Below are 26175 nucleotides of genomic sequence, written 5' to 3' on the forward strand. Positions count from 1 at the left end.
GAAGGGGTCGGGCTATTCGTGACGTTGTGTATCTAGACAACCGGACGCTCTCCGGGAGGAACTATATGGACACGTTGAAGTCAACAGGCAAGCCGTTTGAGATCTCGAAGCGGGAAGTCTGGGAGGCATACAAGGGAGTTAAGGCGAACAAGGGTGCGCCCGGTGTGGATGGGCAGTCCCTTGAGGACTTCGACAAGGATCTGAAGAACAATCTGTACAAGATCTGGAATCGTATGTCGTCCGGGACGTATTTCCCGCCGCCGGTACGTGCGGTGGAGATCCCCAAGTCGTCGCCCCGCGGCGGCTCAAGGATCTTGGGCGTGCCCACGGTGGCCGACAGAGTTGCCCAGACCGTAGCCGCCAGGCACCTCATGGACCGGGCCGAGCCCGTCTTTCATGAGGATTCCTACGGCTACCGGCCGGGGCGCTCGGCGCTGGATGCGGTGGAGTCCTGCCGACGACGCTGCTGGAAGAAGGACTGGGTGATCGAGCTTGACATCCAGAAGTTCTTCGACAGCGTCCGATGGGACCTCATCGTCAAGGCAGTGGAAGCGCACACCGATGCCGTCTGGGTGATTTTATATGTGAAGCGATGGCTCCAAGCGCCGCTTCAACTGCCCGACGGGACCTTGCAACAGCGGGACCGTGGAACCCCACAGGGATCAGCGGTCTCGCCCGTGCTCGCGAACCTGTTCATGCACTACGCGTTCGACATGTGGCTGGCCCGGGAGCATCCCACCGTCACGTTCGAACGGTATGCAGACGACGCCGTCGTGCACTGCGTCACTGAGCGTCAGGCCCGCGAAGTGCTGGCCGCGCTCACGGACAGGATGGAGAAGGTCGGGCTGCAACTGCACCCCGACAAGACCAGGATCGTCTACTGCCGGGACGGGCAACGCCAGGGCTCCTATGAGCACATGGAGTTCACCTTCCTCGGGTACACGTTCCGCGCGCGCAAGTCGCAGGACAAGTGGGGCAGGCGTTTCCTGTCCTTCGAGCCTGCAATCAGCAAGGACGCCTTGAAACGGATCAGCGGGGAAGTGCGCAGCTGGCGTCTTCACCGACGGTCCGATCTCTCCTTCGTGGAACTCGCCCGACGGATCAACCCGATCGTGGCGGGTTGGGTCAACTACTACGGCCGCTTCTACCAATCGGCCCTGACCCCCCTCCTACAGCGCATCAACGCCTACCTGGTGCGATGGATCCGCAAGAAGTACAAGCGGCTCGCGGCGCTGCGCAAGGCCCTTTCGAAGATGCGGGACATCGCCCAGCGATACCCCCGTATGTTCGCGCACTGGAAGGTGACCACCGCAGCGTCCTCAGCCTGGTGATCAGAACGGCAAGAGCCGTGTAAAGAGAGATCTTTACGCACGGTTCTGCGAGAGCCGGGGGGTGAAACTCCCCCCGGCTACTCGACTCTTGGCGGCGATCTGTCGCTGGGCGATGGCCGCCTGGCCCTCGTGCAGGACGGCGGCGAGCAGATGAACGGCCGACTGGGTCCCGTCGCGACTGCCCCGCACTGCCTTGCCGTCGACCGCCAGCCCGGCCAGCTCCGGGCCGGCGTTCTCGACGGGGTCGCGTGAGAAGCGTTCCAGCCAGGCACCGACGGCATCATCGAGCGCGTCGCCGTCGATCCGGGCCAGCAGACGGCCAAGCGTCGTGGCGCGCGGGAGACGGGTCAGTCCGAGCCGTGCCCGGACCTCGCAAGGACTGTCGATGGCGAACCGTGCGATGCCGGCCAGCGTGGTGGCGCCACCCAGGACCGCCAGCAGACACAACCCGAGCAGTGCGCCCAACTGGTAGCGGCGGCCGCGAACACGCCGGGGATCGGGCAGCCGGTCCAAGACGTCGGCCAGCGAGGAGAGTTCAGGACCGTCAGGCAGTGGGCAGGGCAGGCCGGCGTCCTTGCGGTGGCGATGCAGGACACCGATCAGGGAGGATGGCACGCGAACGCGACCCCTGTTCATGATCAAAGGCTTCAAGGACCTTGATCATCGGGGGTCGCGTTTCTCGTTCCCCAACCGGGCCAACCACCCGAACCGCCACGTACACAGGCGATCAGCTCATCTCGCCAGCTGAGAACGCATCAGCCCTGGCCTGATCACTGTCAACAACGTCCTCAACGGCACCACCGTGAACGTCGGTGACATCAACGTCCTCTCCGGCACCCAGCTCAACGACCTTCAGGTCGCGCTGGCGAACGTCGCCGACAACAGCGTCAACCTCCCGGTCACCGTCCAGCTGCTGAACCTGGAGAACACCACCATCACCACCTACCTTCAGAAGTTCGGCATCACCGTCCTGCCCGTCAACCTCAACATCTGCGCCGGCAGCATCTGCGTCTGACCACTCTCGCCGCAGACCCTCCCCCGCTGCCGCAGACGGCCCCGGCCCACAACGAAAGCAACCAGGGCGAGCCGCTCCGTGAGGACGGGTGGAATAACGGGAGCACCGGACGTCGGCTAACGGTCCTGGTGGTGGGCAGGTCCGCGCGGACCTGCCCACCGTGGTCTCCGGCCAGCCCCGAACACCGCGGGAACCGGGGCCTCCTGAAGCTCCGAACGGGGGAGGCCGCGCGGCGTCACGAGACGCGCGAACGCCGACCTGGCCTGCGCCTGGGGGCCCTCTACCACCTCGGGTGGTGGCCCCCCGAGGACACCGTCGAGGGGCCGCACAGTACCTGTGCGGCCCGTCGATGTGAGCGCAAAGCAGATCGTCGCATTTTGTAATGTGGACTCGGCTTCACGGTGGTGCTGTGAGGTGTGCTTCTGCCGCTGGCGGCCCCATCCGGCTGGCCATGCGCATGTCGGGCCCAGGCGCGCTCTGTGCTCTTCCGCCGCCGACAGCGGAAGAGCTACGCAATGACCTACCCGCAACGCCCATAGGGGAAGATTGCCACCGCGAGCGATCAGGTGAGCACGCCTGTGAGCAGCGCGGACACCACGGTGGTCACCGCGACCGGCAGCATCACTGCCCTGCCCGCTGGGTGAAAGCCGACACGGCATCGCGGGCCGCGCGGGCACCCCTGCCTGCCGGTACGGCCACCTCCTGGTCTCCGCCCGCCAGGAGCGCGCAGCACCACGGGCAGTCATCGCTCTCGCGGTCCAGCCAGTACGCACCTGGCAGCCGGGCGAAGACCACCGGCGCTCCGTCGTCCGCAGCGTCCACGAGGGCTCCAATGAGCCCACCGCTCCCCGGCAACGACCACCGAGCAACCCGTGATTGTTCTGTCACCCGGGCCACCAGCGATCACACGTCAACAGAGCAGGGCCGCGCAGCCCGTTGCTGCGCAGCCCTGATCCTGTGCACCGCAGATCCTGTCAACGACCCCTGCACGAAGGCGGGTCCCCGCCGTTCGGGTGAACCAGCCGAACAGCACCGGCTGCAGGGAGCGGGGACCTCGCCGAGCGCGGTGGGCGCGGCCTGGGCAGGACTATGAAGGTCAGGCCGGGGTGATGTTCTCCGCCTGCGGGCCCTTCTGGCCCTGCGTGACGTCGAACGTCACGGCCTGGCCCTCCTGCAGCTCACGGAAGCCCGAGGAATTGATCGCCGAGTAGTGCGCGAAGACGTCCGGGCCGCCACCGTCCTGCGCGATGAACCCGAAGCCCTTCTCCGCGTTGAACCACTTCACACTTCCCGTAGCCATCCTCATGCCCTTCCAGCCGATGAACGCCTCCCCCAAACGGAAGACGGAGGTGATCGCCCTGGTCCCTGCGGCACAGCACAGCAAAACACCCACACCGAAGGCATGGGCAAAGGGAGAACTCCGAACCACGACGACTAACGCAAACGCTACACCTCATCACACCCCGTCACCACACGAAACAACCGCGCATCACCACCCGGACGCCGCGGCGCCCGCCAAGGCCCGGGCGCACGCTCACCTCACCGGTTCGGCTGCGCGACGGAATCCGGCGTTGCCGCTGCGCTTCCTCGAACTGGTCCTTAGGCGCCTCGATATCAACTGCCCTGGTCAGCGCTGCTCCCGTACCAGCCGGGCCTCCTCGCTGGCGCGCAGGAAGCTGGGGGCGGCACTGGCCGTATCGAGGGCACCAGGGGCCGCGCCCCCGATCGTGCGACGGTCAGCAACCGGTTCTCCCGTGAACGCGATCAGCACCCATGGCCGGATGCACGTCATGGTGTTCACACCCGCTCTTCCCGTCCCTGGCCCGAGAGCGCGAACGCGGATGCTTCACGGCTGAGAACCTCCTTCTCTTCCATAGGTGGCACTCGTACGGAGCGCGGTCGAGCGGGAGCTCGGCTTCGATGCGTCCCTCGGGGTCGTACAGGACTCTGCGCGTGCTCGCTGTGCATGTCGGGCCTCGATGGGCCCGTCGTCCGAGCGTGAGGCCGTCTGGGTGACAGATGTGGCGGGTGGCGTAGTCCCGTGCTGCCCGCGCCGCGTAGCGGGCAGGGATCGCGAAGCCACTTGCCCCCTGATGTGAGGAGCTGACGTTCCATGCTGGAGCGCACCCGGCGCAAGAACCGCACTGAGGTCACGTTCGTCCTGCCCGCCGGCCATCCGGCAGGTGAGGTCAGCGTGGTCGGCGACTTCAACGACTGGCGGCCCTGCACCCACCCGATGGCCGAACGCCCCGACGGGACCCGGGCAGTCACGGTCACCTTGCCGGTGAACGAGCGCCACGGCTTCCGTTACCTCGCGTCCGGCGGCCACTGGCTCGATGAAGAGGGAGCCGACGGCCACGACGGCCGCAACAGCCTCCTGCACACCTGACCTGCCGATCAAAACGGCCACCCGCCCCAGAAGGAGACAACCCCTGTGACTGACATGTGGAGCTACCCGCCCGCGTCCCAGTACACGCCCGGCAGCAGCCTGACCGGCTTCAAAGTCGAAGCCACCGACGGGCACATCGGCAAAGTCGACGAGGCCACCGAGGAAGTCGGCTCCTCCCACATCGTCGTCGACACCGGCCCGTGGATCTTCGGCAAGCACGTCCTGCTGCCCGCCGGAACCATCGCGCGCATCGACATGAACGAAGAGAAGATCCACGTCAGCCGCACCAAAGACCAGATCAAGGACGCGCCCGAATACGACAAGGACCAGCATCGCGGCGACAACACCTACCGCGACCAGATCGGCCAGTACTACGGCCGAAACCACATCTGAGCCCACCCCAGCGCAGCTCCCCACAACTACTGAATCAAACGCAATCGAACGGGGGCCCTGGGATCTCATGGCAGATCCCAGGGCCCCGTCATGTCTCCGGACAGCGCTACGCCAGATCGATCGGTGGAGCCGGACCCGGCGGGGGCCGGCGATGGTGTCGGTGCTGCAGTACGAGGAGAACCTGACGGATCGGCAGGCCGCGCAGGCGGTCCGATGCCGCATCGACTGGAAGTGCTGTCTGGCCGGCGAGTTGTCCGACATCGGCTTCGATCATTCGGTGCTGAGCGAGTTCCGTGACCGGCTCGCCGTGAGCGACCGGGCGGACCGTTTGCCGTCGGTGATGGTGGACCGCCTGAAATCTCGCGCACCACTGTCGGATCGTCTCTACGACACCACGATCCCTCGCTCCAGCAGCATCTCCTCGACCTCGCGGAAACTCAGCGGGAACCGGCGATACAGCCACACCGCATGGCTGATGACCTCCGCCGGGTACCGGAAACCCTTGTACGACGGCGCGTCCACGAGCAGCCCTTCCCCGACGGCGACCAACCCGACGGTCATGCCGAACCGAAAACCCCACACCCAAGTTGACAGCACCCGCTCAAGGTCGAAAGAGCTCCTGACGTCATCCCACAACAGATCCGACACCCCGCCATGCTCCCCGGAGAACCACTCCGACACAGCCCGATTTCCTTGACGAACTACATAGGGGCCCGCAAGCTCCTGCCCCTTCGCGCCATCAGGCCCGCCGTGGCTCGTTCCCTTCGCCGGGCTCAGTGGGTAGCGGTGAGCCACCGCCGAAGGGCGACGTGGGTCGCGTCGTCGAGAAGGGACAGAGCCTCGATGGCCTGACGGTCACCGGGCGCCGGGGCGATACCCGCCGCGGTCAAGGCCACGTTCAGGTCCAGGCGGCGCCGGTCCACCGGGGGCAGCAACGTCTCCAAGCGCTCACGCGGGTCCGGAGCCGACAGGCCGGCCGGCCCAGCATCGGAGGCCGGCCAAGGCGCAGGCCAGTCACCACCGCCGAGTCCGCCACAGGCGGTGGAACAGGATCCCGCGGCGTCGAATGCGCCCGCACCGGGGAAGCGGTACGGGTCGACAACGAAGTGCGCGACTGTCGTCGCGGACGGAGAGTGCTGCCAGGAATCCACACGAACCTCCCAAGTAGGTGCGTTGCTGATGCCACCCAAGAGACCTCACGGACCAGGACAGTTCCACCACAGTGTCCACATCACCCAGATGCTCCTAAGAAGACGTTCCGGCCGAAGACGCGATAGTTCATGGATTATGCCAAGTTGTGGGTGTTTCGCCGGTTGCTCGGTTTGCGAGATTGGAGATCATCGCGAGTCGGATCATGCTCTCGGAGTGCTCAGGTTTGGTCTCGTAGTCCCGGGCGAGACGGCGGTGCATCATGATCCAGCCGAAACTGGAGAGTCGGCCCGGGGCGCGGCGGCCAGGTCTCCCCGGCTCCGTTTCCCCGGACCGCTCACCGAACCGGACGTGCGACTCTCACCGCATCCGGCTCTCCACGGGTGACTGCCGCTGGGTCGATGACCTTATGCGGTCCACGGCGTCGGGATGCTCAGTCCGCGCCAGCGGTAGCGGGTGACCGCCACCGCGGCGATGTTGAACAACTCGACTCCGTCCAAGGCGATCTGCCGCCAGCCCTGAGGGCCTTTGAACTGTCGGCGCAGGGCCGTCCACGTCATGCGCCGCCGATAGGTGATCATGTTGACCACGCGCCACCACACAAACGAACGCAGGGCGTTCAGCGTGTGCTTGGCGACGGCGTGCTTGAAGTAGTTGGCCCAGCCGCGCAGGATCTGGTTGATCCTCGACAGTACGGCGGCGAACGGGACCTGTGACCTCCGGTGGGTCAGTGCCCTGATCTTCCGCTTCAGTTCGCGGACCGGCTTGTCCGCGATGAACGTGTAGACGTAGCACTTGTCCGTTCCTCGTTTGCGCATCCACTTGATGTGGAAGCCGAGGAAGTCGAACCCGTCGGCCATGTGCACCACGCGCGTCTTGGACTGCGACAAGCGCAGTCCGAGCGGGGCGAGAGCCTCGCCGATCTCCGTTCTCAGCGCCTCGACGTGGTGACGGTCGCCCCTGACCAGCACGACGAAATCGTCCGCTTATGCCGCATGCCGGGTTATGCCGACCGTCATGGTGGGAGCCCGATGGAGTGGACACCCGGACCAAAGCAGTCGGCATAATCTTTGCCCGTCGCTCAGAGCGTCCCGAGGAATGCCAGCAAGGTGTCCGGGGCGGTGTAGCGCCCGGGTGGGCTCCCGTTGGGAGCTGTGCGGGCGAGTGCGCGTTCCTTGATGCTCATGTCGGCGTGCAGATAGATCTGAGTGGTTTCGGTTGATTCGTGACCGAGCCAGAGTGCGATGACTGAGATGTCGACTCCTGAGTGGAGAAGCGCCATCGCGGTGCTGTGCCTCAGAGTGTGCGGAGTGACGTGTTTGCTGGCCAGTGACGGACAGGTGTCTGCGGCGGTCCGGGTGTGCTTGGTGACGAGTCGTTCGACGGCGTCCCGGCTGAGCGGGGTGCCGCGGCGGGTCGGGAACAGCGGATCGTCGCGCTCGCCGCCTCGTTCTCGCAGCCAGATCTTGAGTACTTTGACGGTGCTGGTGGTCAGCGGGGTGCACCGGTCTTTGCGGCCCTTGCCGTGGCAGCGCAGGTGAGGGCCGGTGCTCAGGTGGACGTCCTGGAGGGTGAGGCGGGTCAGTTCGCTGACCCGTAGTCCGGTGTGAACGCCGGTCAGCAGCAGGGCGTGGTCACGGCGTCCGGTCCAGGTGGTGCGGTCCGGGGCGGCGACCAGGGCGTCGGTTTCCGCGGTGGTCAGGTAGTTGACGATGGCCCGGTCGAAGCGTTTGGGCGGGATCGCCAGGACGCGCTGGATCACTGCCGCGTGCTCGGGGGCCCGCAGGGCCGCGTAGCGGTAGAACGAACGGATCGCGGCCAGGCGGGCGTTGCGGGTCGCGGTGGTGTTGCCGCGGACGGTTTCCAGGTGCTGGAGGAATGCTCCGATGGACCGCAGCGCACCTTCTACGGCACCCAGTTCGGCAACACCTTCCCGCTCTTCGTCCACTTCGGCGTACCCCTGTGGGTGCCCGAGATCGGCGGGGCGATCGACCCGGAGAACGAGGCCCACGACCTCGTCATGTCCGTCTTCGGCGGCATGAGCAAGGGCGAACGCAACCGCATCAAGATCCGCGTCCGTACCGCCATGGCCTCCCAGGCCAAGATCGAGGGCCGCTTCCTGGGCGGCCGACCCCCGTACGGCTACCGCATCGCCGACGCGGGCCCGCACCCCCACCCCGCAAAAGCCGCCGACGGCAAACGTCTCCACGCCCTCGAACCCGACCCCGAGACCGCCCCCGTCGTGACCCGGATCTTCACCGAGTACCTGCGCGGCAAGGGCCACTACGCCATCGCCGAGGGCCTCACCCGCGACGCGATCCCCTGCCCCTCCGCCCACGACCGTGCCCGCAACTCCCACCGCGCCGGCCACGCCTGGTCCAAGGGCGCGGTGCGCGCCATCCTGGCCAACCCCCGCTACACGGGCCATCAGGTCTGGAACAAGCAGCGCAAGGAAGAAGTCCTCCTCGACATCAACGACGTCACCCTCGGCCACCGCACCAAACTCACCTGGAACCCCCTCGACAAGTGGGTCTGGTCCCTCCACCCCGTGCACACCGCGCTGATCAGCCCAGAGACCTTCACCAAGGCCCAGGCCCAGAGAGCCACCCGCAACACCACCCTCGCCACTCGCGAACGCAGCCCCCGCACCACCGACCGCCCCTACCCACTGCGCGGCCTGCTCCGCTGCGGGATCTGCCGCCGCAAAATGCAGGGCAACTACAACAATGGCCACCCTCACTACCGGTGTCGCTACCCGGCCGAGTACGCGAAAAGCGCCACCCTCGACCACCCACTGACCGTCTACGTCCGACAGGACTCCGTGCTGCCACTGCTCGATGCCTGGATCGCCCGCATCTTCGCCCCCGGCCGGCTCGGCCAGACCCTCCGCGACCTCCACCAGGCTCAACAGCCACCGGAAACCGAAGCCCCGGCCGCCCACCAGGAACCCGCTCGCAGCACCGTCACCGCCTGCGAGCGTCGCATCAGCCAGTACCGGGCCGCACTCGACGCCGGGGCCGACCCGGCCCTCGTGTCCACGTGGATCAACCAGGCCCAGGCCGAACAAGCCGCCGCCCGTCAGCAACTGGCCGCCGCCGGCCGTGCTACCCGGGACGTCCTCACCGAGCCCCAGATCCACGACATGATCAAGGCTCTCGGCGACATGAGCGACCGTCTCCAGGCCGCCGAGCCCGAAAGGAAAGCGGCCCTCTACGCCGATTTCGGCATCCAACTCGTCTACAACGCAAAAACGCGGGCTGTGACCGTAGAGTCACAACCCGCGCCTACTATGTGCGTAATCGCGTGTCCGAGGGGGGACTTGAACCCCCACGCCCGATAAAGGGCACTAGCACCTCAAGCTAGCGCGTCTGCCATTCCGCCACTCGGACCAGGTGGTCGGCCGCGGTTTCCCGTGGCGACATAGGAAACAATACCAGGGGTTCGGGGTCGGTTTCACCCGAGTATCCCGTGGTCAGTGGCTTGTGGTCAGTTGCCCGTGGCGGCCTTGTTCGAAGCGATCCAGTCGTCGTTCTGCTGCCATGCGTACAGCGTGTGCCCTTCCGTGTACGCGTAGTAGAGGTCGCAGTGGTATGCGGCCCTGGCCGACGTGTCCTTCGGGAACCAGGTGGCTTTCAGGGCCGGCTTGCCGGGGGTGGTCGCAGGCTTGACGGGCTTGCAGATGGGCGGGGGCTCGGTGGCGGGGAGCGTGGCCTTCAGGAGGCGGTCGCCGCCCGTTGTCGTCATCACGTACGAGACGTCCTTCGCCTCGTCGGGCAGCCAGCGCGGGACCGAAGCGCGGTCCTCCTTGGCGGTGGCTCCGGTGACGTAGGACGAGGCCTCCTCGTGGCGGCCGTCGTACCAGTCGAAGGCGGCGGGCGCGGCGACCACGCCGATGAAGCCGAGTGCGACTGCGGCGCCGACCGTGGTGAGGACGATGGTCTTGGTGGACATGGGTGCTCCTGGGAGTGCGGTGGTCCGGGGTGCTTCCATCGTCGGGCGCGTTTTCGGCCGTCCGGGTCAGCCCGCGGGACCGTTGTGTGTACGACCTCGGGGGCACGGAGGGTCGTGGGGCCCTTAGGGGGCGGGGCCGACCTAGCGTTCGCCGGATGAGCCACGGATACGGATACGGATTCGGCCGCCCCCGCTACCGAAGGCCGCGGGCCCTGTCGCCGCTGCGTGAGCATCTGCGGGACACGTTCTGGTTCGCGCCGACCGCGGGGCTCGTCACTGTGGCGCTGCTGTGGTGGGCGGCGTCCTCGCTGGATGCCGCGCTCATCTCGGCGCTGCAGGAGGACGGGGCGTACGACGAGGTCGGTGAGCTGGTCGGCATCACCGAGGACGCCAAGACGATCATCACGACCGTGAGCTCGGCCATGATGACCTTCATCGGTGTCGTGTTCAGCATCTCGCTCGTCGCCGTGCAGATGGCGAGCGGACAGTTCAGCCCGCGTGTGGTGCGGATCTTCGTGAGGAGCCGGATCACCAAGCTCACCTTCGCGGTGTTCCTGGCGACCTTTGTGCTGTCGCTGCTGGTGATGGCCGAGTACGAGAGCGAGACCGACCCCCGGCTGGTCGTGTCCGTGCCGTTGGTGCAGAGCCTGCTGACGATGGCGATGGTGGGGCTCAGCCTGCTGTTGTTCATCGCGTATGTGAACTCGACGCTGCGGCTGATGCGCGTCAGCCACGTCATCGACCACATCACGCACGAGTCCTTCTGGGTGCTGTCCCGGCAGGAGCGGAAGTTCGCGGAGGAGGCCGAGTTGGGGCCGGAGACCGGGCAGATCGCCCATGACGGGCGCGCCGGTGTGCTGCGGGACGTGAATATCGCGCGGCTCGTACGGGCGGCCCGGCGGCGCGGGGTGGTGTTGCGGCTGATTCCGCGGATCGGGGACTTCGTGGTGCCGGGGACGCCGGTGCTCGCCGTGCACGGTGGGCAGGCGCCGCCGCGCAGCGCCCTGCGGTACACCGTGTCCGTCGGGGTGGAGCGGACCTTCCACCAGGATCTCGGGTTCGGGCTGCGGCAGCTCGCCGACATCGCGCTGCGGGCGTTGTCGCCCGCAGTGCACGACCCGACGACCGCCGTGCAGGCACTGGACCGGATCATCCAGTTCCTGGCGGCCTCGGTGGATCTGCCGCTGGGCGCGCTGCACCATCGGGACCGGCAGGGTGAAGTGCGGCTGGTGCAGGACGTTCCCGGCTGGGTGGACCTGGTGGATCTGGGGCTGACCGAGATCCGCGGGTGTGCGCCGGGCAATCCGCAGGTGTCGCGGCGCATGATGGCCGGCATCGAGGATCTGCTGCATCTCGCGCCGGTCGATCCGGTGGACCGGCGCAGGCCGCTGCTCCGGCACCGTGAACTCCTGGTCCAGGCTGTGGAGCGTACGGTACCGGAGGCGGCGGACAGGGAGTTCGCGCTCCTGAGTGATCGTCAGGGAATCGGCTGAAGTCCCTTGCGGGCTATGGGTTTACGGCATCGACTGGTAGTCGGGGAAGTTGCCGGGGGGCCTCTCGCCGGACGGGCCCTGAGTGACCGACCGTACGAGCAGTTCGCCGCCCACGAACGCGCCGCGCCAGGACGCTCCGAAGCCGCCGAAGAGTTCGTCGCGGTCGCCGCGTGAGCGGGGCTTTCCGTGGCCGACCTTGAAGGCGCGGACCTGGGGGGCCAGGCGTTCGTAGGTCAGCGGGTCGTCGGTGGAAAGGGTGGCCACCAATGCCCCGTTGGAGGCGTTCATCGCGGCGAGCAGTTCGGCCTCCGTGTCGACCAGGACGATCGTGTCCACCGGGCCGAAGGGCTCCGCGTGGTGCAGGGGTGAGGACGGTGGCGGGTTGAGGAGAGTCACGGGCTGCAGGTAGGCGCTGGTGTCCTGGCCGGGCAGGAACCGGGCGTCCGCGAGTGAGCCCCGGTGCAGTGGGACGGCGCCGCGGTCGATGGCCTCGGCGACCTGGTCGGCGAGTTCCTTGGCCTTCGTTGCGTTGATGAGCGGGCCGAAGTCCAGGCTGGGGAGCGGGTCTTCGGGGTGCTCGACGGCGAGCGGGTGGCCGGTGCGGATGGAGCGTACGGCCGGGAGGTACGCCGCCAGGAACTCGTCGAAGAGCGTGCGCTGGACGACGAAGCGCGGGTAGGCGGTGCAGCGCTGCTTGCCGTAGTCGAAGAGCTTGGGGATGAGGGAGGTGAGGGTGGGCCAGTCCGAGTAGTTCCAGATGCCCCAGGTGTTCAGGCCCTCCTGTTCGAGGATGTGGCGCTTGCCGAGGTCGGCGACGGCCGTGGCGATGCGGGCGCCCGTGTCCCGGCCGCCGACGAAAGAGACGCAGCCGATCTCCGGGGAGCGGACGAGGGCCGAGGACAGCTCGCTGCCGCTCCCGCTGACGAGCGTGATGGGGATGCCCTCGCGGGCGGCGAGCGCCGAGGCCAGGGTGAGGCAGGCGACGCCGCCGTCGGTCGGGGCCTTGGCAATGACCGCGTTGCCGGCCAGTGCCTGCACGAGCATGGCGTGGACCAGGACGGACATCGGGTAGTTCCAGCTGGCGATGTTGGAGACCGGGCCTTCGAGGGGCGTCCGGCCGTCGACCATCGGCCCGATGCCGTCCACGTACCAGCGCACGCCGTCGATCGCACGGTCGACGTCGGCCTGGGCGAGGCGCCAGGGCTTGCCTATCTCCCAGACCAGAAGCAGGGCGAGCAGTTCGCGGTGCTCGGTGAGGGCGTCGAGGGTGGCGGCGACGCGGGCACGGCGCTCGGGCAACGGGACGTGCCGCCAGGCGCGGTGCTGGTCCAGGGAGGCCCTGACGGCCTGCCCCGCGGTGGCCGCGTCGAGGCGCGGCGGGCCGGCGATGGGGCTGCCGTCGACCGGGCTGGTGGCGGACAGGACGCGGCCGTCGGGCTGCCAGGCGGATGCCCAGAGGTTGAGTACGCGGTCGTCCCGGAAGGCCTCGGGGGCCACGGCGAGGCAGCGCTGCCACGCGTCGGACCAGGCGGTGCCGGGCTTGAGGGTGCGGGTGGGTGTGAGAGTGGGCGCCATTGAGGGTCTCCGCTCGAAGGGGGCCGGGGGCGGGGGTGCTTGCATGGCTCGGGTGGGGGGGGGTGCGAGGTGCGGTGCGCGTACATGGCTTGGGTGGGGGCCCGGGGTGCGGGGCCCTGGGTGCGGGCTGCGGTGCGGGGCCCTGGGTGCGGGGCCCTGGGTGCGGGGACCTTCGCGTAGGGCCCGGATGCGGGCCGTCGTACCGGGCCCCGGCGTGGGCCGTCCCGCAGACGTGCGTTCCTACTGGACGGTAGCGACGATGCAGCCGATTCGCACCGGTCCGGCGCTAACTATGAGTGACGTCACGTGACGCGATGCGGGCCGTCTCCGAGGGGGTCGCTCCGACGCGTACACCGGCCGCCTCCAACGCCTCCTGTTTCGCCCTCGCCGTGCCCGTGGAGCCTGAGACGATCGCTCCCGCGTGTCCCATCGTCCGGCCCTCGGGAGCAGTGAAGCCCGCTATGTAGCCGACGACCGGCTTCGTGACGTGGGCGGCAATGTACGCCGCCGCGCGCTCCTCCGCGTCGCCGCCGATCTCGCCGATCAGCAGGATGAGTTCGGTGTCGGGGTCCTCCTCGAACGCGGCCAGGCAGTCGATGTGAGTGGTGCCGACTACCGGGTCGCCGCCGATTCCGACCGCCGTGGAGAAGCCGATCTCCCGTAGCTCGTACATCAGTTGGTAGGTGAGTGTGCCCGATTTCGATACGAGCCCGATGCGGCCCGGCTTCGTGGCGATGTCGGCGGGGATGATGCCCGCGTTGGACTGCCCGGGGCTGATCAGCCCCGGGCAGTTGGGGCCGATGATGCGGGTGGAGCGTTCTTTCGCGTACGCCTGGAACGCGACCGCGTCATGGACGGGGATGCCCTCGGTGATGACGACGGCCAGGGCGATGCCCGCGTCGGCGGCCTCGGTGACCGCGGCCCCGGCGAACGGCGGTGGGACGAAGACGACCGTGACGTCGGCCCCGGTGGCGGCCATGCCCTCGGCCACGCTCGCGAAGACCGGGACCGTCCGGTCGTCGAAGTCGACGATCCGGCCCGCCTTGCGCGGGTTGACGCCGCCCACGATCTGGGTGCCCGCGCCGAGCATGCGGCGGGTGTGCTTCATGCCTTCCGCGCCGGTCATGCCCTGGACGAGGACCTTGCTCTCCTTGGTCAGGAAGATGGCCATGACTCTCTCCTTGGCTCGTGGTCCAACAGACCGATATCCGACAGACCGTTAGCTCGCAGTCCGCTGCCCCGCGTGCGCGAGTTGCGCCGCCCGGTCGGCCGCGCTGTCCATCGCGGTGGCCTGCTGGATCAGCGGGTGCGCCCGGTCGTTGAGGATCGCCCGGCCCCGAGCGGCAGCGTTCCCGTCGAGGCGCACGACCAGAGGCCGCGTCAACTGGACCGATTCCAGGGCCTGGACGATGCCGTCGGCCACCGCGTCGCAGGCGGTGATGCCGCCGAAGACATTGACGAAGACGGACTTCACCGCCGGGTCGGAGAGGATGACGGACAGCCCGTCGGCCATCACCTTGGCGGAGGCCCCTCCCCCGATGTCGAGGAAGTTCGCGGGGCGCGCGCCGCAGCCGGCGACGACATCGAGGGTGGACATGACCAGGCCCGCACCGTTGCCGATGACGCCGACCTCGCCGTCGAGCTTGACGTAGTTGAGGCCTTTGGCCGCGGCCGCCGCTTCGAGGGGGTCCGCATGCGGGTCCGCCGCTTCGGCTCCCCAACGCGCTTGGCGGAAGCGCGCGTTGTCGTCAAGAGTCACCTTGCCGTCGAGGGCGACGATACGTCCTTCGGTGGTACGTACCAGCGGATTGACCTCCACGAGCAGGGCGTCCTCCCGGGTCAGTACCTGCCAGAGCCGCTGGAGTACGGGGGCCACCTCCGGCGGGAGCTTCGCCGCCTCGGCGATCTCCGCGGCCTTCGCTGGGGTGACGCCCTCCGCGGGGTCGATGGAGATGCGGGCCACCGCGTCGGGGCGGTGCGCCGCGACCTCCTCGATGTCCATGCCGCCCTCGGCGGACGCGATGGCGAGGAAGCGGCCGGCGGCACGGTCGAAAACGTATGAGACGTAGAACTCGGCCTCAATAGCGACGGGTTGGGCCAGCATGACACTGCGGACCGTGTGGCCCTTGATGTCCATGCCGAGGATCTGGCGAGCGGTCAGTTCGGCTGCCGCCGAGTCGGCGGCGATCTTCACACCGCCCGCCTTGCCGCGGCCTCCGGTCTTCACCTGAGCCTTGACGACAACGCGGCCACCAAGGCGCTCCGCCGCCGCGCGTGCGTCGCGCGGAGCGGCCACCACCTCGGCCTCCGGCACCAATACGCCGTAGCGCGCGAAGAGTTCCCTTGCCTGGTGCTCGTACAAGTCCATACCGGCTCCTCAATCCTCAGTCGGACCGGGCTCCCCCGGGGGCGTTCCCGGCCCTCCGGCCGAAAAGACTTCCGCACGCCCCCTGGACACCACCCCACTGAATGCGGGATAACAAGCTTCATACAGTATTCGTCGACTGTATGCAATCTACCGCTCAACAGCTCCAGCACCCCTACGAAGGGAACGGACTTCGCCATGCCCGACGACAGCCAAGAACTCATTTCCGGTGGGCATTTGGTCGCCAAAGCGCTCAAAGCAGAGGGCGTCGATGTCATCTACACCCTCTGTGGCGGCCACATCATCGACATCTACGACGGCTGCGTCGACGAGGGCATCGAAGTCGTCGACGTACGCCACGAACAGGTCGCCGCCCACGCCGCCGACGGCTACGCACGTATCACCGGCAAGCCGGGCTGCGCCGTCGTCACCGCCGGACCCGGTACGACTGACGCCGTCACGGGCGTCGCCAACGCGTTCCGCGCCGAGTCCCCCATGTTGCTGATTGGTGGTCAGGGGGCGCTGGCACAGCACAAGATGGGGTCGCTGCAGGACCTCCCGCATGTCGACATGATGACGCCGATCACCAAGTTCGCCGCGACCGTGCCGGACACCGCACGGGTCGCGGACATGGTGTCGATGGCGTTCCGCGAGTGCTACAACGGTGCGCCGGGCCCCTCCTTCCTGGAGATCCCGCGCGATGTGCTGGACGCCAAGGTGCCGGTGGACAAGGCACGGGTGCCCAAGGCCGGGATGTACCGGGCCTCCACCCGCGCGGCCGGCGATCCGGAGTCGGTCGAGAAGCTGGCCGATCTGCTCGTGCACGCCGAGAAGCCGGTGATCCTGCTCGGCAGCCAGGTGTGGACAACCCGGGCCACCGGCGCGGCGATCGAGCTGGTACGTACGCTCAATGTGCCCGCGTACATGAACGGCGCCGCGCGCGGGACCCTGCCGCCGGGCGACCCGCACCACTACCAGCTGTCCCGGCGCTACGCCTTCGCCAACGCCGACCTCATCATCATCGTCGGCACGCCCTTCGACTTCCGGATGGGCTACGGCAAGCGGCTCTCGCAGGCCGCCACGGTCGTACAGATCGACCTGGACTACCGGACCGTCGGCAGAAACCGGGACATCGACCTGGGGATCGTGGGCGACGCCGGACAGATCCTCGCGTCCGTCACCCAGTCGGCGTCCGGCCGGCTCAACGGCGGTTCGGTCAAGCGCAAAGCCTGGCTGGATGAGCTGCGTACGGCCGAGCAGACGGCCATCGACAAGCGGCTGCCGCACCTCAAGTCGGACTCGTCGCCGATCCATCCGTACCGTCTGGTCAGCGAGATCAACGACTTCCTCACCGAGGACTCCATCTACATCGGCGACGGCGGCGACATCGTCACCTTCTCCGGCCAGGTCGTCCAGCCCAAGTCCCCCGGCCACTGGATGGACCCGGGACCGCTCGGCACGCTCGGCGTCGGTATCCCCTTTGTGCTCGCCGCGAAGCAGGCCCGGCCCGACAGCGAGGTCGTGGCGCTCTTCGGGGACGGCGCGTTCTCCCTGACCGGCTGGGACTTCGAGACGCTCGTGCGTTACAACCTGCCCTTCGTCGGCATCGTCGGCAACAACTCCTCGATGAACCAGATCCGTTACGGCCAGAAGGCCAAGTACGGCGACGAGCGCGAGCGCGTCGGCAACACCCTCGGTGACGTCCACTACGACAAGTTCGCCCAGATGCTGGGCGGTTACGGCGAAGAGGTCCGCGACCCCGCCGACATCGCACCGGCCCTGCGCCGGGCCCGCGAGTCCGGGCTGCCCTCACTGATCAATGTGTGGGTCGACCCTGATGTGTACGCCCCCGGAACCATGAACCAGACCATGTACAAGTAGCGGAGGCCGATCATGACCAAGGCACTTGAGGGCGTGCGCGTCCTCGACATGACGCATGTGCAGTCCGGCCCTTCCGCCACCCAACTCCTCGCCTGGCTGGGCGCGGACGTGGTGAAGCTGGAGGCGCCGAGCGGCGACATCACACGCAAGCAGCTGCGCGACCTGCCCGATGTGGACTCCCTGTACTTCACGATGCTCAACTGCAACAAGCGGAGCATCACCCTCAACACCAAGTCGGAGCGCGGCAAGGAGATCCTGACGGAACTCATCCGCCGGTCCGACGTGATGGTGGAGAACTTCGGGCCCGGCGCCGTCGACCGCATGGGGTTCACCTGGGAGCGCATCCAGGAGATCAACCCGCGGATCGTCTACGCCTCGATCAAGGGCTTCGGAGAGGGCCCGTACACCAACTTCAAGGCGTACGAGGTCGTCGCCCAGGCCATGGGCGGATCCATGGCCACCACCGGGTTCGAGGACGGGCCGCCGCTCGCCACCGGTGCGCAGATCGGCGACTCCGGGACCGGCATCCACGCCGTGGCCGGCATCCTGGCCGCGCTCTTCCAGCGCGAGAGCACCGGGCGCGGGCAGCGGGTCAATGTCGCCATGCAGCACGCCGTGTTGAACCTGTGCCGGGTCAAGCTGCGCGACCAGCAGCGCCTCGCGCACGGACCGCTCGCCGAGTATCCCAACGAGGACTTCGGCGACGAGGTGCCGCGCAGCGGCAACGCGAGCGGCGGCGGGCAGCCGGGCTGGGCGGTCAAGTGCGCTCCGGGCGGCCCCAACGACTACGTGTACGTGATCGTCCAGCCCGTCGGCTGGCGCCCGCTGTCCGGGCTGATCGGGCGTCCCGAGCTGGCGGACGACCCCGGGTGGGCGACGCCGGCGGACCGGCTGCCGCAGCTCGGCAAGATGTTCCAGCTGATCGAGGAGTGGTCGTCGACCCTTCCCAAGTGGGAGGTCCTCGAACAGCTCAACTCCCACAACATCCCCTGCGGGCCGATCCTTTCGACGAAGGAGATCTTCGAGGACGCGTCGCTCGCCGCCAACGAGATGGTCGTCGAGGTCCCGCATCCCGAGCGCGGCACCTTCACCACGGTCGGCAATCCCATCAAGCTCTCCGACTCCACCTTCGACGTGGTCACTTCGCCCCTGCTCGGTGAGCACAACGCCGAGGTGTACGTCGGGGAGCTGGGGCTCGGCGACGAGGAACTGCGGCTGCTCAAGACGAATGGAGTCATCTGATGGGCCTGACGGATCCTCATGACACCGCTGCTGTACGGATGGTGCTCGATGCGGTGCGGTCCGAGGGCCGCTCCGCGCTGACGGCACCCGAGGCCAAGCGGATCGCCGACGCCTACGGGATCCCGGTCCCGGCGGAGGCGCTCGCCGAGAGCGCGGACGAGGCGGTCGCCCTGGCCGACCGGCTCGGCTTCCCCGTCGTACTCAAGATCGTCTCGCCCGAGATTGTGCACAAGACGGACGCGGGCGGGGTGCGGGTCGGGCTGAAGTCGCCCGGTGACGTACGGGTCGCGTTCACCGAGATTGTCACCAACGCCCGTGCGTACGACCCCGAAGCGCGTCTGCTCGGTGTCCAGGTGCAGCAGATGGTGCCGGCCGGGACGGAGATCATCATCGGCTCCGTCACCGATCCGACCTTCGGGAAGATTGTGGCGTTCGGGCTCGGCGGGGTGCTGGTGGAGGTGCTGAAGGACATCACCTTCCGGCTGGCACCCGCCTCCGAGGACGACGCGCTCTCGATGCTCGACTCGATCCGGGCCGCCGAGATCCTGCGCGGTGTACGCGGCGGGGCAGCCGTCGACCGTACGTCGCTGGCCCGGCTCATCGTCCGGGTGTCTCAACTGGCCGCCGATTTCCCGGAGATCGCGGAGGTCGACCTCAACCCGGTGTTCGCCACGGCGAGCGGGGTGATGGCGGCCGACGTACGCATCCTGCTCGGCGGCCCCTCCCCCGCACCCCGGCGCAAGTACAGCCGCGAGGAGATCCTCACCTCGATGGGCCGGCTGATGCAGCCGGACTCGGTCGCTGTCATCGGCGCCTCCAACGAGCAGGGCAAGATCGGCAATTCGGTGATGCGCAACCTGATCGACGGCGGCTTCGCGGGCGAGATCCATCCGGTGAATCCCCGGGCCGATGACATCTTGGGCCGCAAGGCGTACAAGAGTGTGACGGATGTACCCGGTGAGGTGGATGTGGCGGTCTTCGCGATCCCCGCCAAGTTCGTGGCCGCGGCTCTGGAGGAGGTGGGGCGCAAGGGAATCCCGAACGCCGTGCTCATCCCTTCGGGCTTCGCCGAGACCGGCGAGCACGGGCTCCAGGACGAGATCGTCGCCATCGCCGAGCGGTACGGCGTACGGCTCCTGGGGCCGAACATCTACGGCTACTACTCCACTTGGCACGATCTGTGTGCCACCTTCTGCACGCCGTACGACGTCAGGGGCGGGGTGGCCCTGACCTCCCAGTCGGGCGGCATCGGCATGGCCATCCTCGGCTTCGCGCGTACGACGAAGACGGGGGTCTCGGCGATCGTCGGTCTCGGCAACAAGTCGGACCTCGACGAGGACGACCTGCTGACGTGGTTCGGCGAGGACCCCAACACCACATGCATCGCCATGCACTTGGAGGACCTCAAGGACGGCCGGGCCTTCGTCGATGCGGCGCGGGCGACCGTACGCAAGAAGCCGATCGTCGTACTCAAGGCGGGCCGTACGAGCGCGGGCGCCAAGGCGGCAGGGTCGCACACCGGGGCCCTCGCGGGTGATGACGCGGTGTACGAGGACATCCTGCGGCAGGCCGGGGTGATCAGGGCTCCCGGGCTGAACGAGATGCTTGAGTACGCACGGGCCCTTCCGGTACTGCCGACACCCCAGGGCGACAACGTCGTCATCATCACGGGGGCGGGCGGCTCCGGGGTGCTGCTCTCCGACGCGATCATCGACAACGGGCTCTCGCTGATGGAGATTCCGGACGATCTGGACGCGGCATTCAAGGCGTTCATCCCGCCGTTCGGAGCGGCCGGCAACCCGATCGACATCACGGGTGGCGAGCCCCCTTCGACGTACGAGGCAACGATCCGCCTCGGCATGGAGGACCCGCGCATCCATGCACTGGTGCTCGGTTACTGGCACACGATCGTCACTCCGCCGATGGTCTTCGCGGAGCTGACCGCCCGGGTGGTCGAGGAGTTCCGGGCGCGCGGCATCGAGAAGCCCGTGGTCGCTTCGCTGGCCGGTGACGTGGAGGTCGAGGAGGCGTGCGCGTACCTCTTCGAGCGGGGTGTCGTCGCGTATCCGTACACCACGGAGAAGCCTGTGGAGGTGCTCGGCGCGAAGTACAAGTGGGCGCGCGCGGCCGGGTTGTTGGGTGGTGGCCGATGAGGTGACCGAGGTGGGGGCGGCCGTGCGCCGCCCCCAACCCCAAGGACACGAAAGGTTTTGGACAGGGGGCGCTGGCCAGCTCTTTCGACGTAAGGGGTGCGACTCACATGACAACCACCGACTTCTCTAAGCCCGTCGCCTTCAGGGAGGTGACGGACCGCAACGGACGCGTGTACAGGCTCGGCGAGACCGACCGGGACATCATGGGGCGGCCACGCTGGTACATGGTGCTTCTCCCATGGATCGGCATGATGGGCATCAGTTCATCGGAGTACGCCTTCACATCGGCGGAAGAGACTCTGCACGACGCGCACATGTGGGCCAACGGGCACATCTTCTGGCTGATGGGTGTCTGGATCTTCTTCCAGGCGGCCGTGGCCTTCCCCGCGGGAAAGCTGCGCGAGAGCGGGAGACTGCCGGCGAAGAGCGCGATGATGCTCGGCGCGCTCGGCACGCTGCTCGGCTATCTCTCACTGGCGTACGCGCCGCATGTGTTCGTCGCCTACATCGGCTTCGGCATGTTCAGCGGTATCGGCGCCGGCCTTGTCTACGCGACCTGCGTGAACATGGTGGGCAAGTGGTATCCGGAGCGCAAGGGCGGCAAGACCGGCATGGTCAACGGCGGCTTCGCCTATGGCTCGGTGCCCTTCGTCTTCCTCTTCACCCAGTACATGGACCTGACCAACTACAAGAATGTGCTGATCTTCGCGGGTGTCGTCTGCTGCGTGGCCGTCGCCGTTTCCGGCTGGTTCTTCAAGGACCCGCCGAAGAACTGGTGGCCCGCAGACGTCGACCCGTTGAAGACCTCGAAGGACCCGCGGATCGTCCGGTCGCTGGCGAAGAACCCACCGGCGGTCCGGCAGTACACCCCGCGGGAGGCGGCCCGCACTCCGGTGCTGTGGATGATGTGGTTCTGTCTGCTGTGCACGGCGGGCATCAACATCTTCGGCATCGCCATGCAGGTGCCCTTCGGCAAGGAGATGGGTTTCGCCGGCGGCATCGTGGCAACCGCCATGTCGCTCAAGGCGATTGTGAACGGCACCGGCCGGGGCGTCATCGGCTGGATATCCGACCGGTACGGACGCCGGAACACCTTGGTCTTCGTCTGTCTCGTGCTCGGCTCCGCGCAGTTCGGTGTCTTCTACTCCGGCGACATCGGCTCGATGCCGTTCTTCCTGTTCTGCTCGATGGTCTCCGGATTCGGCGGTGGCGCGATCTTCCCGCTCTTCGCGGCGATGACCGCGGACTACTTCGGGGAGAACAACAACGCGTCGAACTACGGCATGGTCTACAGCTCCAAGCTGATCTCGGGTCTTGTCGGCTCCGGCGTGGGCGCGATCGTGGTGAGCTCGTGGGGTTACGGAGGTGCCTTCGCACTGTCGGGGTTCATCGGGTTCGGCTCGGCGATCCTCGCCTGCTTCCTGAAGGCCCCCGGACGGCCACGGGCGAAGGACATCGTGCCCAATCCATACCCCATCGGCAGGGACGCCGCATGAGGTGACGACGTCTCGGCAGACACATTGACGGAGGCCCGCACCGACCGGAGTCGGCGCGGGCCTCCGTCAAGTGCTCGTCAGGTACTAGCAGTCCTTCTCGCGCAGCGAGTGCAGGTGCGCGCTGGACTTGCGGGCGAAGGCGAACGACTCGACGGGGTTGTCGTGCTCCACCTGCCAGTGGTGGTCACGGCGCCCACCGCGGGTCTTGGAGACCGCGGAGATGAAGCGCTTGTAGTCGATGTCCCCGTCGCCGACGTCCACCATCCGGTAGCCATCCCTGGCGGTCTCGTCGTGCTCGCCGTCCTTGACGTGGAAGAGCGGGTAGCGGTCGGGCTGCTTCAGTACGTAGCGCAGCGGGTCGAAGGGCGCCGGGGTGCCGTCGACACGCTTGCCGAAGCGGAACTGGGCGGCGTACGCCCAGTAGATGTCCATCTCCAGAAAGACCAGGTCGGGGTCGGTCTCCGCGAGCAGGACGTCGTAGAGCCTGACCTTGGGCCGGTCGGTGGCGAAGGAGAACTCCTCCGCGTGGTTGTGCTGGTAGAACTTCATGCCGCGCTTGCGGGCCTCGGCGCCGTAGTGGTTGAAGTCCTCCGCGCAGCGCTTCCAGCCGTCGACGGTCGCGCCGTAGCGCCAGGGGCCCGAGGCCGTGCCGATGTGCTTGAGGCCGAGCGCCTGGGCGTCGTCGAGGACCTTGTCGAGATTCTGCGCGAAGCTGTAGGCGCCGGGGTTGTTGTCGTCGTAGTAGTTGACGTGGCTGCCTATACCGCGCAGGCCGTGGTCCCGGGTGAGCTGTCGGAGCTGGGCGAGAGTGATGGCGCCCACCGAGCCCTGGGTGTAGCCGGCGTACTCGACCTCGTCGTAGCCGTAGCGCTGCAGCTCGGCGAATACCTTGGCGAAGCCGAGGCTGGAAACCTTGTCGCGCAGGGAGTACAGCTGGACGCCGAGGCGGCCGGGGGGCAGCACGGGCGTGCCGCGGCCCTTGCTCTGTGCGGCAGCGGTGGGGGTGGCGGCGGTGGCCGGGGCAGCGGTGGCGAGGAGGGCGGCGACGGACGCGCCGGCGGCCACGCCGAGCATGCCGCGTCTGGACAGCTTGCGGTCGAGCTCGGGGTCGACGGGGGTGTTCTTGCGGCTCAGGGGGCTCATGGAAAAACTCCTTTGTCAGTGCAGTCCGGCAAGCTGGAGGAGTAGGGATTTCACGTCGGTGGCCGCGACACGGCCGGTGACAGCGCGGGGGGTGGAGCACAGGATGAGCGGACCTTCTTCGTCGCTCGCGGGGAGGCGGCCATGGCTGCCGCGAATAGGTGACGGGTCGAGCGGTACGACCGCCATGCGGTAGCGCATGCCGAGCTTCTTGCGGGCGAGCGCCGCTCCGGCCTTGAGGCGTACGTACGGGTCGAGGGGGTCCATGAAGAGCTCGACGGGGTCGTAGCCGGGCTTGCGGTGGATCTCGACGAGCTGGGCGAAGTCGGGGGCCTTCGCGTCGTCGAGCCAGTAGTAGTAGGTGAACCAGGAATCCGGTTCGGCGACGGCGACCAGTTCGCCCGAGCGCGGATGGTCGAGTCCGTGGGCCTTCTTGCCCTCGTCGTCGAGGAGTTCGGCGATGCCCGGCAGGCCGTCGAGGGCCGCGCGGGTCACTTCGAGGTCCTCGGGGCGGCGTACGTAGATGTGCGCGATCTGGTGGTCGGCGACCGCGAACGCCCGCGAGGTCATCGGGTCCAGGTACTCCATGCCGTCCTGGGTGTGCACCTCGACGAGCCCGGCCCGGCGCAGCGTCCGGTTGATGTCGACGGCGCGCGACACCTTGGTGATGCCGTACTCCGAGAGCGCGACGACGGTGCGGCCCTCGGTCTGCGCGTCGTCGAGGAGCGGCGCGAGTACGTCGTCGAGCTCGGCGGCGGCCCGGTAGGCGCGGGGGTCGTTGGGACCGTAGCGCTGGAGGTCGTAATCCAGGTGCGGGACGTAGCACAGGGCCAGGTCGGGGTGGCGGGTGCGCATGATGTGGCGGGTCGCGTCGACAATCCACTGCGAGGACACGATGTCGGCGCCCGGACCCCAGAAGTGGAAGAGGGGGAACGTACCGAATACCTCGGTGAGTTCGTCGTGCAGGGCCGGTGGGCGGGTGTAGCAGTCGGGTTCCTTGCGGCCGTCGGCGTAGTAGACGGGCCGGGGTGTGACCGTGAAGTCGGTGTCGGCGCCCATCGCGTACCACCAGCAGATGTTGGCGACGGTGTAGCCGGGGTGTGCGCGGCGGGCGGCGTCCCAGATCTTGTCGCCGGTGACGAGGCCGTTGTGCTGGCGCCACAGGAGGACTTCGCCGAGGTCCCGGAAGTACCAGCCGTTGCCGACGATGCCGTGTTCGGCGGGGGTGGTTCCGGTGAGGAAGGTCGACTGGGCGGCGCAGGTCACGGCGGGCAGGACGGTGCTCAGCGGGGCCTGGGAGCCGGACCGGGCCAGCTGCTGGAGACGCGGCATGTGGGCGAGCAGCTGAGGGGTCAGGCCGACGACGTCCAGGACGAGGAGGGGGGTGGGAGAGGTGGTGGCAGTGGGCGTGTCGGTCACGGCAGTTCCTTGAGGCCGAGGTCGACCAGGAGGTCGCGGGCGAGGGTGAGTTCGGCGGCGATCCCGTCGGCGAGCTGGGTCCGGTTCCTGGGGCGCAGTTCGGCGGGGAGTGCCTGCCAGGTGTACGTCTCGACTTCGAGGTGGCGGGTGAGCGGCACGGGGCCGCCGACCAGCTGGGTCAGGGCGTCCTGAAGCACGGGAAGCGTGGAGGTGAGGGGTGCGGCGGGCGGGGCGTGCAGGGGGACGTGAAAGTGGGCGCGCCAGGGGGCGCCGTCCGGGATGGCGCCGCCCGCGAGTGCCTCGTCCAGGTCGTCGGTGCCGCGCAGGCCCGCGCTGGTGGAGGTGCGGGTCTGGTGGAGGAAGCGGGGTTCGGCGAAGGCGGCGAGCGCCTCCCGCACCTCGGGGAGGTGGGGGTGTTCGGCGTGCAGGGCTGCGGACAGCTGCGCCTTGGGGATGGTGACACCGGCCGCGGTGAGTGCGCCGATGGCGGTGGCCGGGTCCTCGAAGGAGGTGGCGAGGTGGCAGGTGTCGACGCAGATGCCGATGCGCCTGCTCGCCAGGGCGGTGAGCGGGGCGATGGCGTCCGCGGTGGTCTCGACGGTGCAGCCGGGCTCGGGTTCCAGGCCGATGCGTATCGATTTCCCAGTCAGTTCCTCCAGGGCGTCGAGTCGCTCGGAGAGCGTGGTGAGGGCGCTGCGGGCGGCGTCGGCGGCGTCGTTGTCGAAGTCGGTGCGCCAGGCGAGCGGGAGGGTCGAGATGGTGCCTTCGGTGACGTCGTCCGGCAGAAGCGCGCCGAGCAGCCGGGCCAGGTCGGTGGTGTGGGCGAGCCTGGCCGGGTCGGTCCAGTCCGGCTTGTACACGCGGTACTTGACCTCCTCGGCGCCGAATCCGTCGTACGGGAAACCGTTGAGGGTGACCACTTCGAGGCCGCGCCGGTCCAGCTCGGCGCGCAGGCCGCGCAGCGCCGCCGGGTCGGTGATCAGGGCGTGCGCCGCGTCCTTGGCGAGCCACAGGCCGATGCCGAGCCGGTCGCGGCCCAGGCGCCGGCGGACGGGCTCGCAGTGGTCGCGGAGCTGGGCGAGTACGCCGTCGAGCGTCTCGGCCGGGTGGACGTTGGTGCAGTACGCGAGGTGGACGGTCGAACCGTCGGGGTGGCGGAAGCGCATGGTGGCTCTCCTCTCCC

24 protein-coding genes, 1 tRNA gene and 3 pseudogenes are annotated in these 26175 nt (G+C 68.0%); 11 read left to right on the plus strand and 17 right to left on the minus strand.

Features of this window, described 5'->3' with window-relative positions; all coding sequences use genetic code 11:
- Window positions 1-65 precede the first annotated feature (65 nt).
- Window positions 66-1331 carry a group II intron reverse transcriptase/maturase gene (ltrA, locus tag ABCR94_RS29315; RefSeq protein ID WP_347117696.1) on the plus strand — a complete coding sequence of 422 codons (1266 nt, stop codon included), beginning with the start codon at window positions 66-68 and terminating at the stop codon, window positions 1329-1331.
- Window positions 1332-1364: 33 nt separating this feature from the next.
- Here ltrA and ABCR94_RS29320 read toward each other — a convergent pair whose 3' ends face one another.
- On the minus strand, window positions 1365-1946 hold the full coding sequence (locus ABCR94_RS29320) for a transposase family protein (RefSeq protein ID WP_347119468.1): 582 nt from the start codon (window positions 1944-1946) through the stop codon (window positions 1365-1367).
- A 187-nt stretch (window positions 1947-2133) separates the two neighbouring features.
- Here ABCR94_RS29320 and ABCR94_RS29325 point away from each other — a divergent pair, with 187 nt between their 5' ends.
- Window positions 2134-2346: a hypothetical protein gene (locus ABCR94_RS29325; RefSeq protein WP_347123373.1), complete on the plus strand. Its 213-nt coding sequence runs from the start codon at window positions 2134-2136 to the stop codon at window positions 2344-2346.
- Between the two features lie 621 nt (window positions 2347-2967).
- On the opposite strand, the gene ABCR94_RS29330 is transcribed toward ABCR94_RS29325, so the two are convergent.
- The 3 genes from ABCR94_RS29330 to ABCR94_RS29340 all read right to left on the minus strand — a co-directional run bounded on the left by ABCR94_RS29330 (window position 2968) and on the right by ABCR94_RS29340 (window position 4147).
- Entirely contained in the window at window positions 2968-3168 is a 201-nt protein-coding gene (locus ABCR94_RS29330; RefSeq protein ID WP_347123374.1) for a hypothetical protein, read from the minus strand.
- Window positions 3169-3442: 274 nt separating this feature from the next.
- The gene (locus tag ABCR94_RS29335; RefSeq protein WP_347123375.1) at window positions 3443-3646 is read right to left on the minus strand and encodes a cold-shock protein; all 204 of its coding nucleotides are present in this window, start codon (window positions 3644-3646) and stop codon (window positions 3443-3445) included.
- 327 nt (window positions 3647-3973) lie between these two features.
- On the minus strand, window positions 3974-4147 hold the full coding sequence (locus ABCR94_RS29340) for a hypothetical protein (RefSeq protein ID WP_347123377.1): 174 nt from the start codon (window positions 4145-4147) through the stop codon (window positions 3974-3976).
- A gap of 312 nt (window positions 4148-4459) precedes the next feature.
- Between ABCR94_RS29340 and ABCR94_RS29345 the strand changes: the two genes are divergently transcribed.
- The 3 genes and pseudogenes from ABCR94_RS29345 to ABCR94_RS29355 all read left to right on the plus strand — a co-directional run.
- Entirely contained in the window at window positions 4460-4735 is a 276-nt protein-coding gene (locus tag ABCR94_RS29345) for an isoamylase early set domain-containing protein (RefSeq protein WP_347123379.1), read from the plus strand.
- Window positions 4736-4789: 54 nt separating this feature from the next.
- Window positions 4790-5128, plus strand: coding sequence for a PRC-barrel domain-containing protein (locus tag ABCR94_RS29350; protein ID WP_347123610.1), 339 nt, complete (start codon window positions 4790-4792; stop codon window positions 5126-5128).
- A gap of 148 nt (window positions 5129-5276) precedes the next feature.
- Window positions 5277-5459, plus strand: a pseudogene (locus tag ABCR94_RS29355) (transposase); the annotation flags it as partial.
- Between the two features lie 24 nt (window positions 5460-5483).
- On the opposite strand, the pseudogene ABCR94_RS29360 reads toward ABCR94_RS29355, so the two are convergent.
- From ABCR94_RS29360 to ABCR94_RS29380, 5 genes and pseudogenes are all read right to left on the minus strand, one after another.
- A pseudogene (locus ABCR94_RS29360) lies at window positions 5484-5689 on the minus strand (hypothetical protein); the annotation flags it as partial.
- A 212-nt stretch (window positions 5690-5901) separates the two neighbouring features.
- Window positions 5902-6279 carry a hypothetical protein gene (locus ABCR94_RS29365; RefSeq protein WP_347123380.1) on the minus strand — a complete coding sequence of 126 codons (378 nt, stop codon included), beginning with the start codon at window positions 6277-6279 and terminating at the stop codon, window positions 5902-5904.
- Between the two features lie 127 nt (window positions 6280-6406).
- A pseudogene (locus tag ABCR94_RS29370) lies at window positions 6407-6556 on the minus strand (IS5 family transposase); the annotation flags it as partial.
- A gap of 128 nt (window positions 6557-6684) precedes the next feature.
- Window positions 6685-7248 carry a group II intron maturase-specific domain-containing protein gene (locus ABCR94_RS29375; protein WP_347123381.1) on the minus strand — a complete coding sequence of 188 codons (564 nt, stop codon included), beginning with the start codon at window positions 7246-7248 and terminating at the stop codon, window positions 6685-6687.
- Window positions 7249-7358: 110 nt separating this feature from the next.
- Complete coding sequence (locus ABCR94_RS29380; protein ID WP_347123382.1) at window positions 7359-8225, minus strand: tyrosine-type recombinase/integrase; 867 nt, start codon at window positions 8223-8225, stop codon at window positions 7359-7361.
- Here ABCR94_RS29380 and ABCR94_RS29385 point away from each other — a divergent pair.
- Window positions 8145-9617 carry a recombinase family protein gene (locus ABCR94_RS29385; RefSeq protein WP_347123383.1) on the plus strand — a complete coding sequence of 491 codons (1473 nt, stop codon included), beginning with the start codon at window positions 8145-8147 and terminating at the stop codon, window positions 9615-9617. The genes ABCR94_RS29380 and ABCR94_RS29385 overlap by 81 nt on opposite strands.
- Here the strand turns inward: ABCR94_RS29385 and ABCR94_RS29390 are convergent.
- A tRNA-Leu gene (locus ABCR94_RS29390) sits at window positions 9582-9666 on the minus strand. The two genes, ABCR94_RS29385 and ABCR94_RS29390, sit on opposite strands and share 36 nt — an antisense overlap.
- 97 nt (window positions 9667-9763) lie before the next feature.
- A complete protein-coding gene (locus ABCR94_RS29395) occupies window positions 9764-10228 on the minus strand; it encodes a hypothetical protein (protein ID WP_347123385.1) in 465 nt (154 codons plus the stop codon).
- A 155-nt stretch (window positions 10229-10383) separates the two neighbouring features.
- On the opposite strand from ABCR94_RS29395, the gene ABCR94_RS29400 reads away from it, so the two are divergent.
- A complete protein-coding gene (locus ABCR94_RS29400; RefSeq protein WP_347123387.1) occupies window positions 10384-11721 on the plus strand; it encodes a DUF2254 domain-containing protein in 1338 nt (445 codons plus the stop codon).
- A 21-nt stretch (window positions 11722-11742) separates the two neighbouring features.
- Here ABCR94_RS29400 and ABCR94_RS29405 read toward each other — a convergent pair whose 3' ends face one another.
- The 3 genes from ABCR94_RS29405 to sucC form a co-directional block, all read right to left on the minus strand.
- A complete protein-coding gene (locus ABCR94_RS29405) occupies window positions 11743-13296 on the minus strand; it encodes an aldehyde dehydrogenase family protein (RefSeq protein WP_347123388.1) in 1554 nt (517 codons plus the stop codon).
- 286 nt (window positions 13297-13582) lie between these two features.
- Window positions 13583-14467: a succinate--CoA ligase subunit alpha gene (sucD, locus tag ABCR94_RS29410; RefSeq protein ID WP_347123390.1), complete on the minus strand. Its 885-nt coding sequence runs from the start codon at window positions 14465-14467 to the stop codon at window positions 13583-13585.
- A 48-nt stretch (window positions 14468-14515) separates the two neighbouring features.
- A complete protein-coding gene (sucC, locus tag ABCR94_RS29415; protein WP_347123392.1) occupies window positions 14516-15664 on the minus strand; it encodes an ADP-forming succinate--CoA ligase subunit beta in 1149 nt (382 codons plus the stop codon).
- A gap of 195 nt (window positions 15665-15859) precedes the next feature.
- Here sucC and ABCR94_RS29420 point away from each other — a divergent pair, with 195 nt between their 5' ends.
- The 4 genes from ABCR94_RS29420 to ABCR94_RS29435 all read left to right on the plus strand — a co-directional run bounded on the left by ABCR94_RS29420 (window position 15860) and on the right by ABCR94_RS29435 (window position 22433).
- Window positions 15860-17542: a thiamine pyrophosphate-binding protein gene (locus ABCR94_RS29420; protein ID WP_347123394.1), complete on the plus strand. Its 1683-nt coding sequence runs from the start codon at window positions 15860-15862 to the stop codon at window positions 17540-17542.
- Between the two features lie 12 nt (window positions 17543-17554).
- On the plus strand, window positions 17555-18784 hold the full coding sequence (frc, locus tag ABCR94_RS29425) for a formyl-CoA transferase (RefSeq protein WP_347123396.1): 1230 nt from the start codon (window positions 17555-17557) through the stop codon (window positions 18782-18784).
- Window positions 18784-20937 carry an acetate--CoA ligase family protein gene (locus ABCR94_RS29430; protein WP_347123397.1) on the plus strand — a complete coding sequence of 718 codons (2154 nt, stop codon included), beginning with the start codon at window positions 18784-18786 and terminating at the stop codon, window positions 20935-20937. Before frc ends, ABCR94_RS29430 begins: the two co-directional genes overlap by 1 nt.
- Window positions 20938-21044: 107 nt before the next feature.
- Window positions 21045-22433 (plus strand): OFA family MFS transporter, encoded by a 1389-nt coding sequence (locus tag ABCR94_RS29435; RefSeq protein ID WP_347123399.1) that lies wholly within the window; start codon window positions 21045-21047, stop codon window positions 22431-22433.
- Between the two features lie 84 nt (window positions 22434-22517).
- Here the strand turns inward: ABCR94_RS29435 and ABCR94_RS29440 are convergent, their stop codons facing one another.
- From ABCR94_RS29440 to eboE, 3 genes are read right to left on the minus strand one after another with little or no spacing between them, the layout of a single operon-like run.
- Window positions 22518-23576, minus strand: coding sequence for a sugar phosphate isomerase/epimerase family protein (locus ABCR94_RS29440; protein ID WP_347123401.1), 1059 nt, complete (start codon window positions 23574-23576; stop codon window positions 22518-22520).
- Window positions 23577-23591: 15 nt separating this feature from the next.
- Window positions 23592-24992 carry an alkaline phosphatase family protein gene (locus tag ABCR94_RS29445; protein WP_347123402.1) on the minus strand — a complete coding sequence of 467 codons (1401 nt, stop codon included), beginning with the start codon at window positions 24990-24992 and terminating at the stop codon, window positions 23592-23594.
- Window positions 24989-26158, minus strand: a complete 1170-nt coding sequence (gene eboE, locus ABCR94_RS29450; RefSeq protein ID WP_347123404.1) for a metabolite traffic protein EboE — start codon at window positions 26156-26158, stop codon at window positions 24989-24991. The genes ABCR94_RS29445 and eboE overlap by 4 nt, the downstream gene beginning before the upstream one ends.
- Between the last annotated feature and the right edge of the window lie 17 nt (window positions 26159-26175).

The sequence above is a fragment of the Streptomyces changchenzhani genome (assembly GCF_039766235.1).
Classification (GTDB): Bacteria; Actinomycetota; Actinomycetes; order Streptomycetales; family Streptomycetaceae; genus Streptomyces.

Coding starts and splice junctions, on each gene's coding strand:
- ABCR94_RS29400 (WP_347123387.1), top strand. CDS start 10,384: ATGAGCCACGGATACGGATACGGATTCGGCCGCCCCCGCTACCGAAGG.
- ABCR94_RS29435 (WP_347123399.1), top strand. CDS start 21,045: ATGACAACCACCGACTTCTCTAAGCCCGTCGCCTTCAGGGAGGTGACG.
- ltrA (WP_347117696.1), top strand. CDS start 66: ATGGACACGTTGAAGTCAACAGGCAAGCCGTTTGAGATCTCGAAGCGG.
- eboE (WP_347123404.1), bottom strand. CDS start 26,158: ATGCGCTTCCGCCACCCCGACGGTTCGACCGTCCACCTCGCGTACTGC.
- sucC (WP_347123392.1), bottom strand. CDS start 15,664: ATGGACTTGTACGAGCACCAGGCAAGGGAACTCTTCGCGCGCTACGGC.
- ABCR94_RS29440 (WP_347123401.1), bottom strand. CDS start 23,576: ATGAGCCCCCTGAGCCGCAAGAACACCCCCGTCGACCCCGAGCTCGAC.
- ABCR94_RS29335 (WP_347123375.1), bottom strand. CDS start 3,646: ATGGCTACGGGAAGTGTGAAGTGGTTCAACGCGGAGAAGGGCTTCGGG.
- ABCR94_RS29395 (WP_347123385.1), bottom strand. CDS start 10,228: ATGTCCACCAAGACCATCGTCCTCACCACGGTCGGCGCCGCAGTCGCA.
- frc (WP_347123396.1), top strand. CDS start 17,555: ATGACCAAGGCACTTGAGGGCGTGCGCGTCCTCGACATGACGCATGTG.
- ABCR94_RS29350 (WP_347123610.1), top strand. CDS start 4,790: ATGTGGAGCTACCCGCCCGCGTCCCAGTACACGCCCGGCAGCAGCCTG.
- sucD (WP_347123390.1), bottom strand. CDS start 14,467: ATGGCCATCTTCCTGACCAAGGAGAGCAAGGTCCTCGTCCAGGGCATG.
- ABCR94_RS29345 (WP_347123379.1), top strand. CDS start 4,460: ATGCTGGAGCGCACCCGGCGCAAGAACCGCACTGAGGTCACGTTCGTC.
- ABCR94_RS29430 (WP_347123397.1), top strand. CDS start 18,784: ATGGGCCTGACGGATCCTCATGACACCGCTGCTGTACGGATGGTGCTC.
- ABCR94_RS29405 (WP_347123388.1), bottom strand. CDS start 13,296: ATGGCGCCCACTCTCACACCCACCCGCACCCTCAAGCCCGGCACCGCC.
- ABCR94_RS29420 (WP_347123394.1), top strand. CDS start 15,860: ATGCCCGACGACAGCCAAGAACTCATTTCCGGTGGGCATTTGGTCGCC.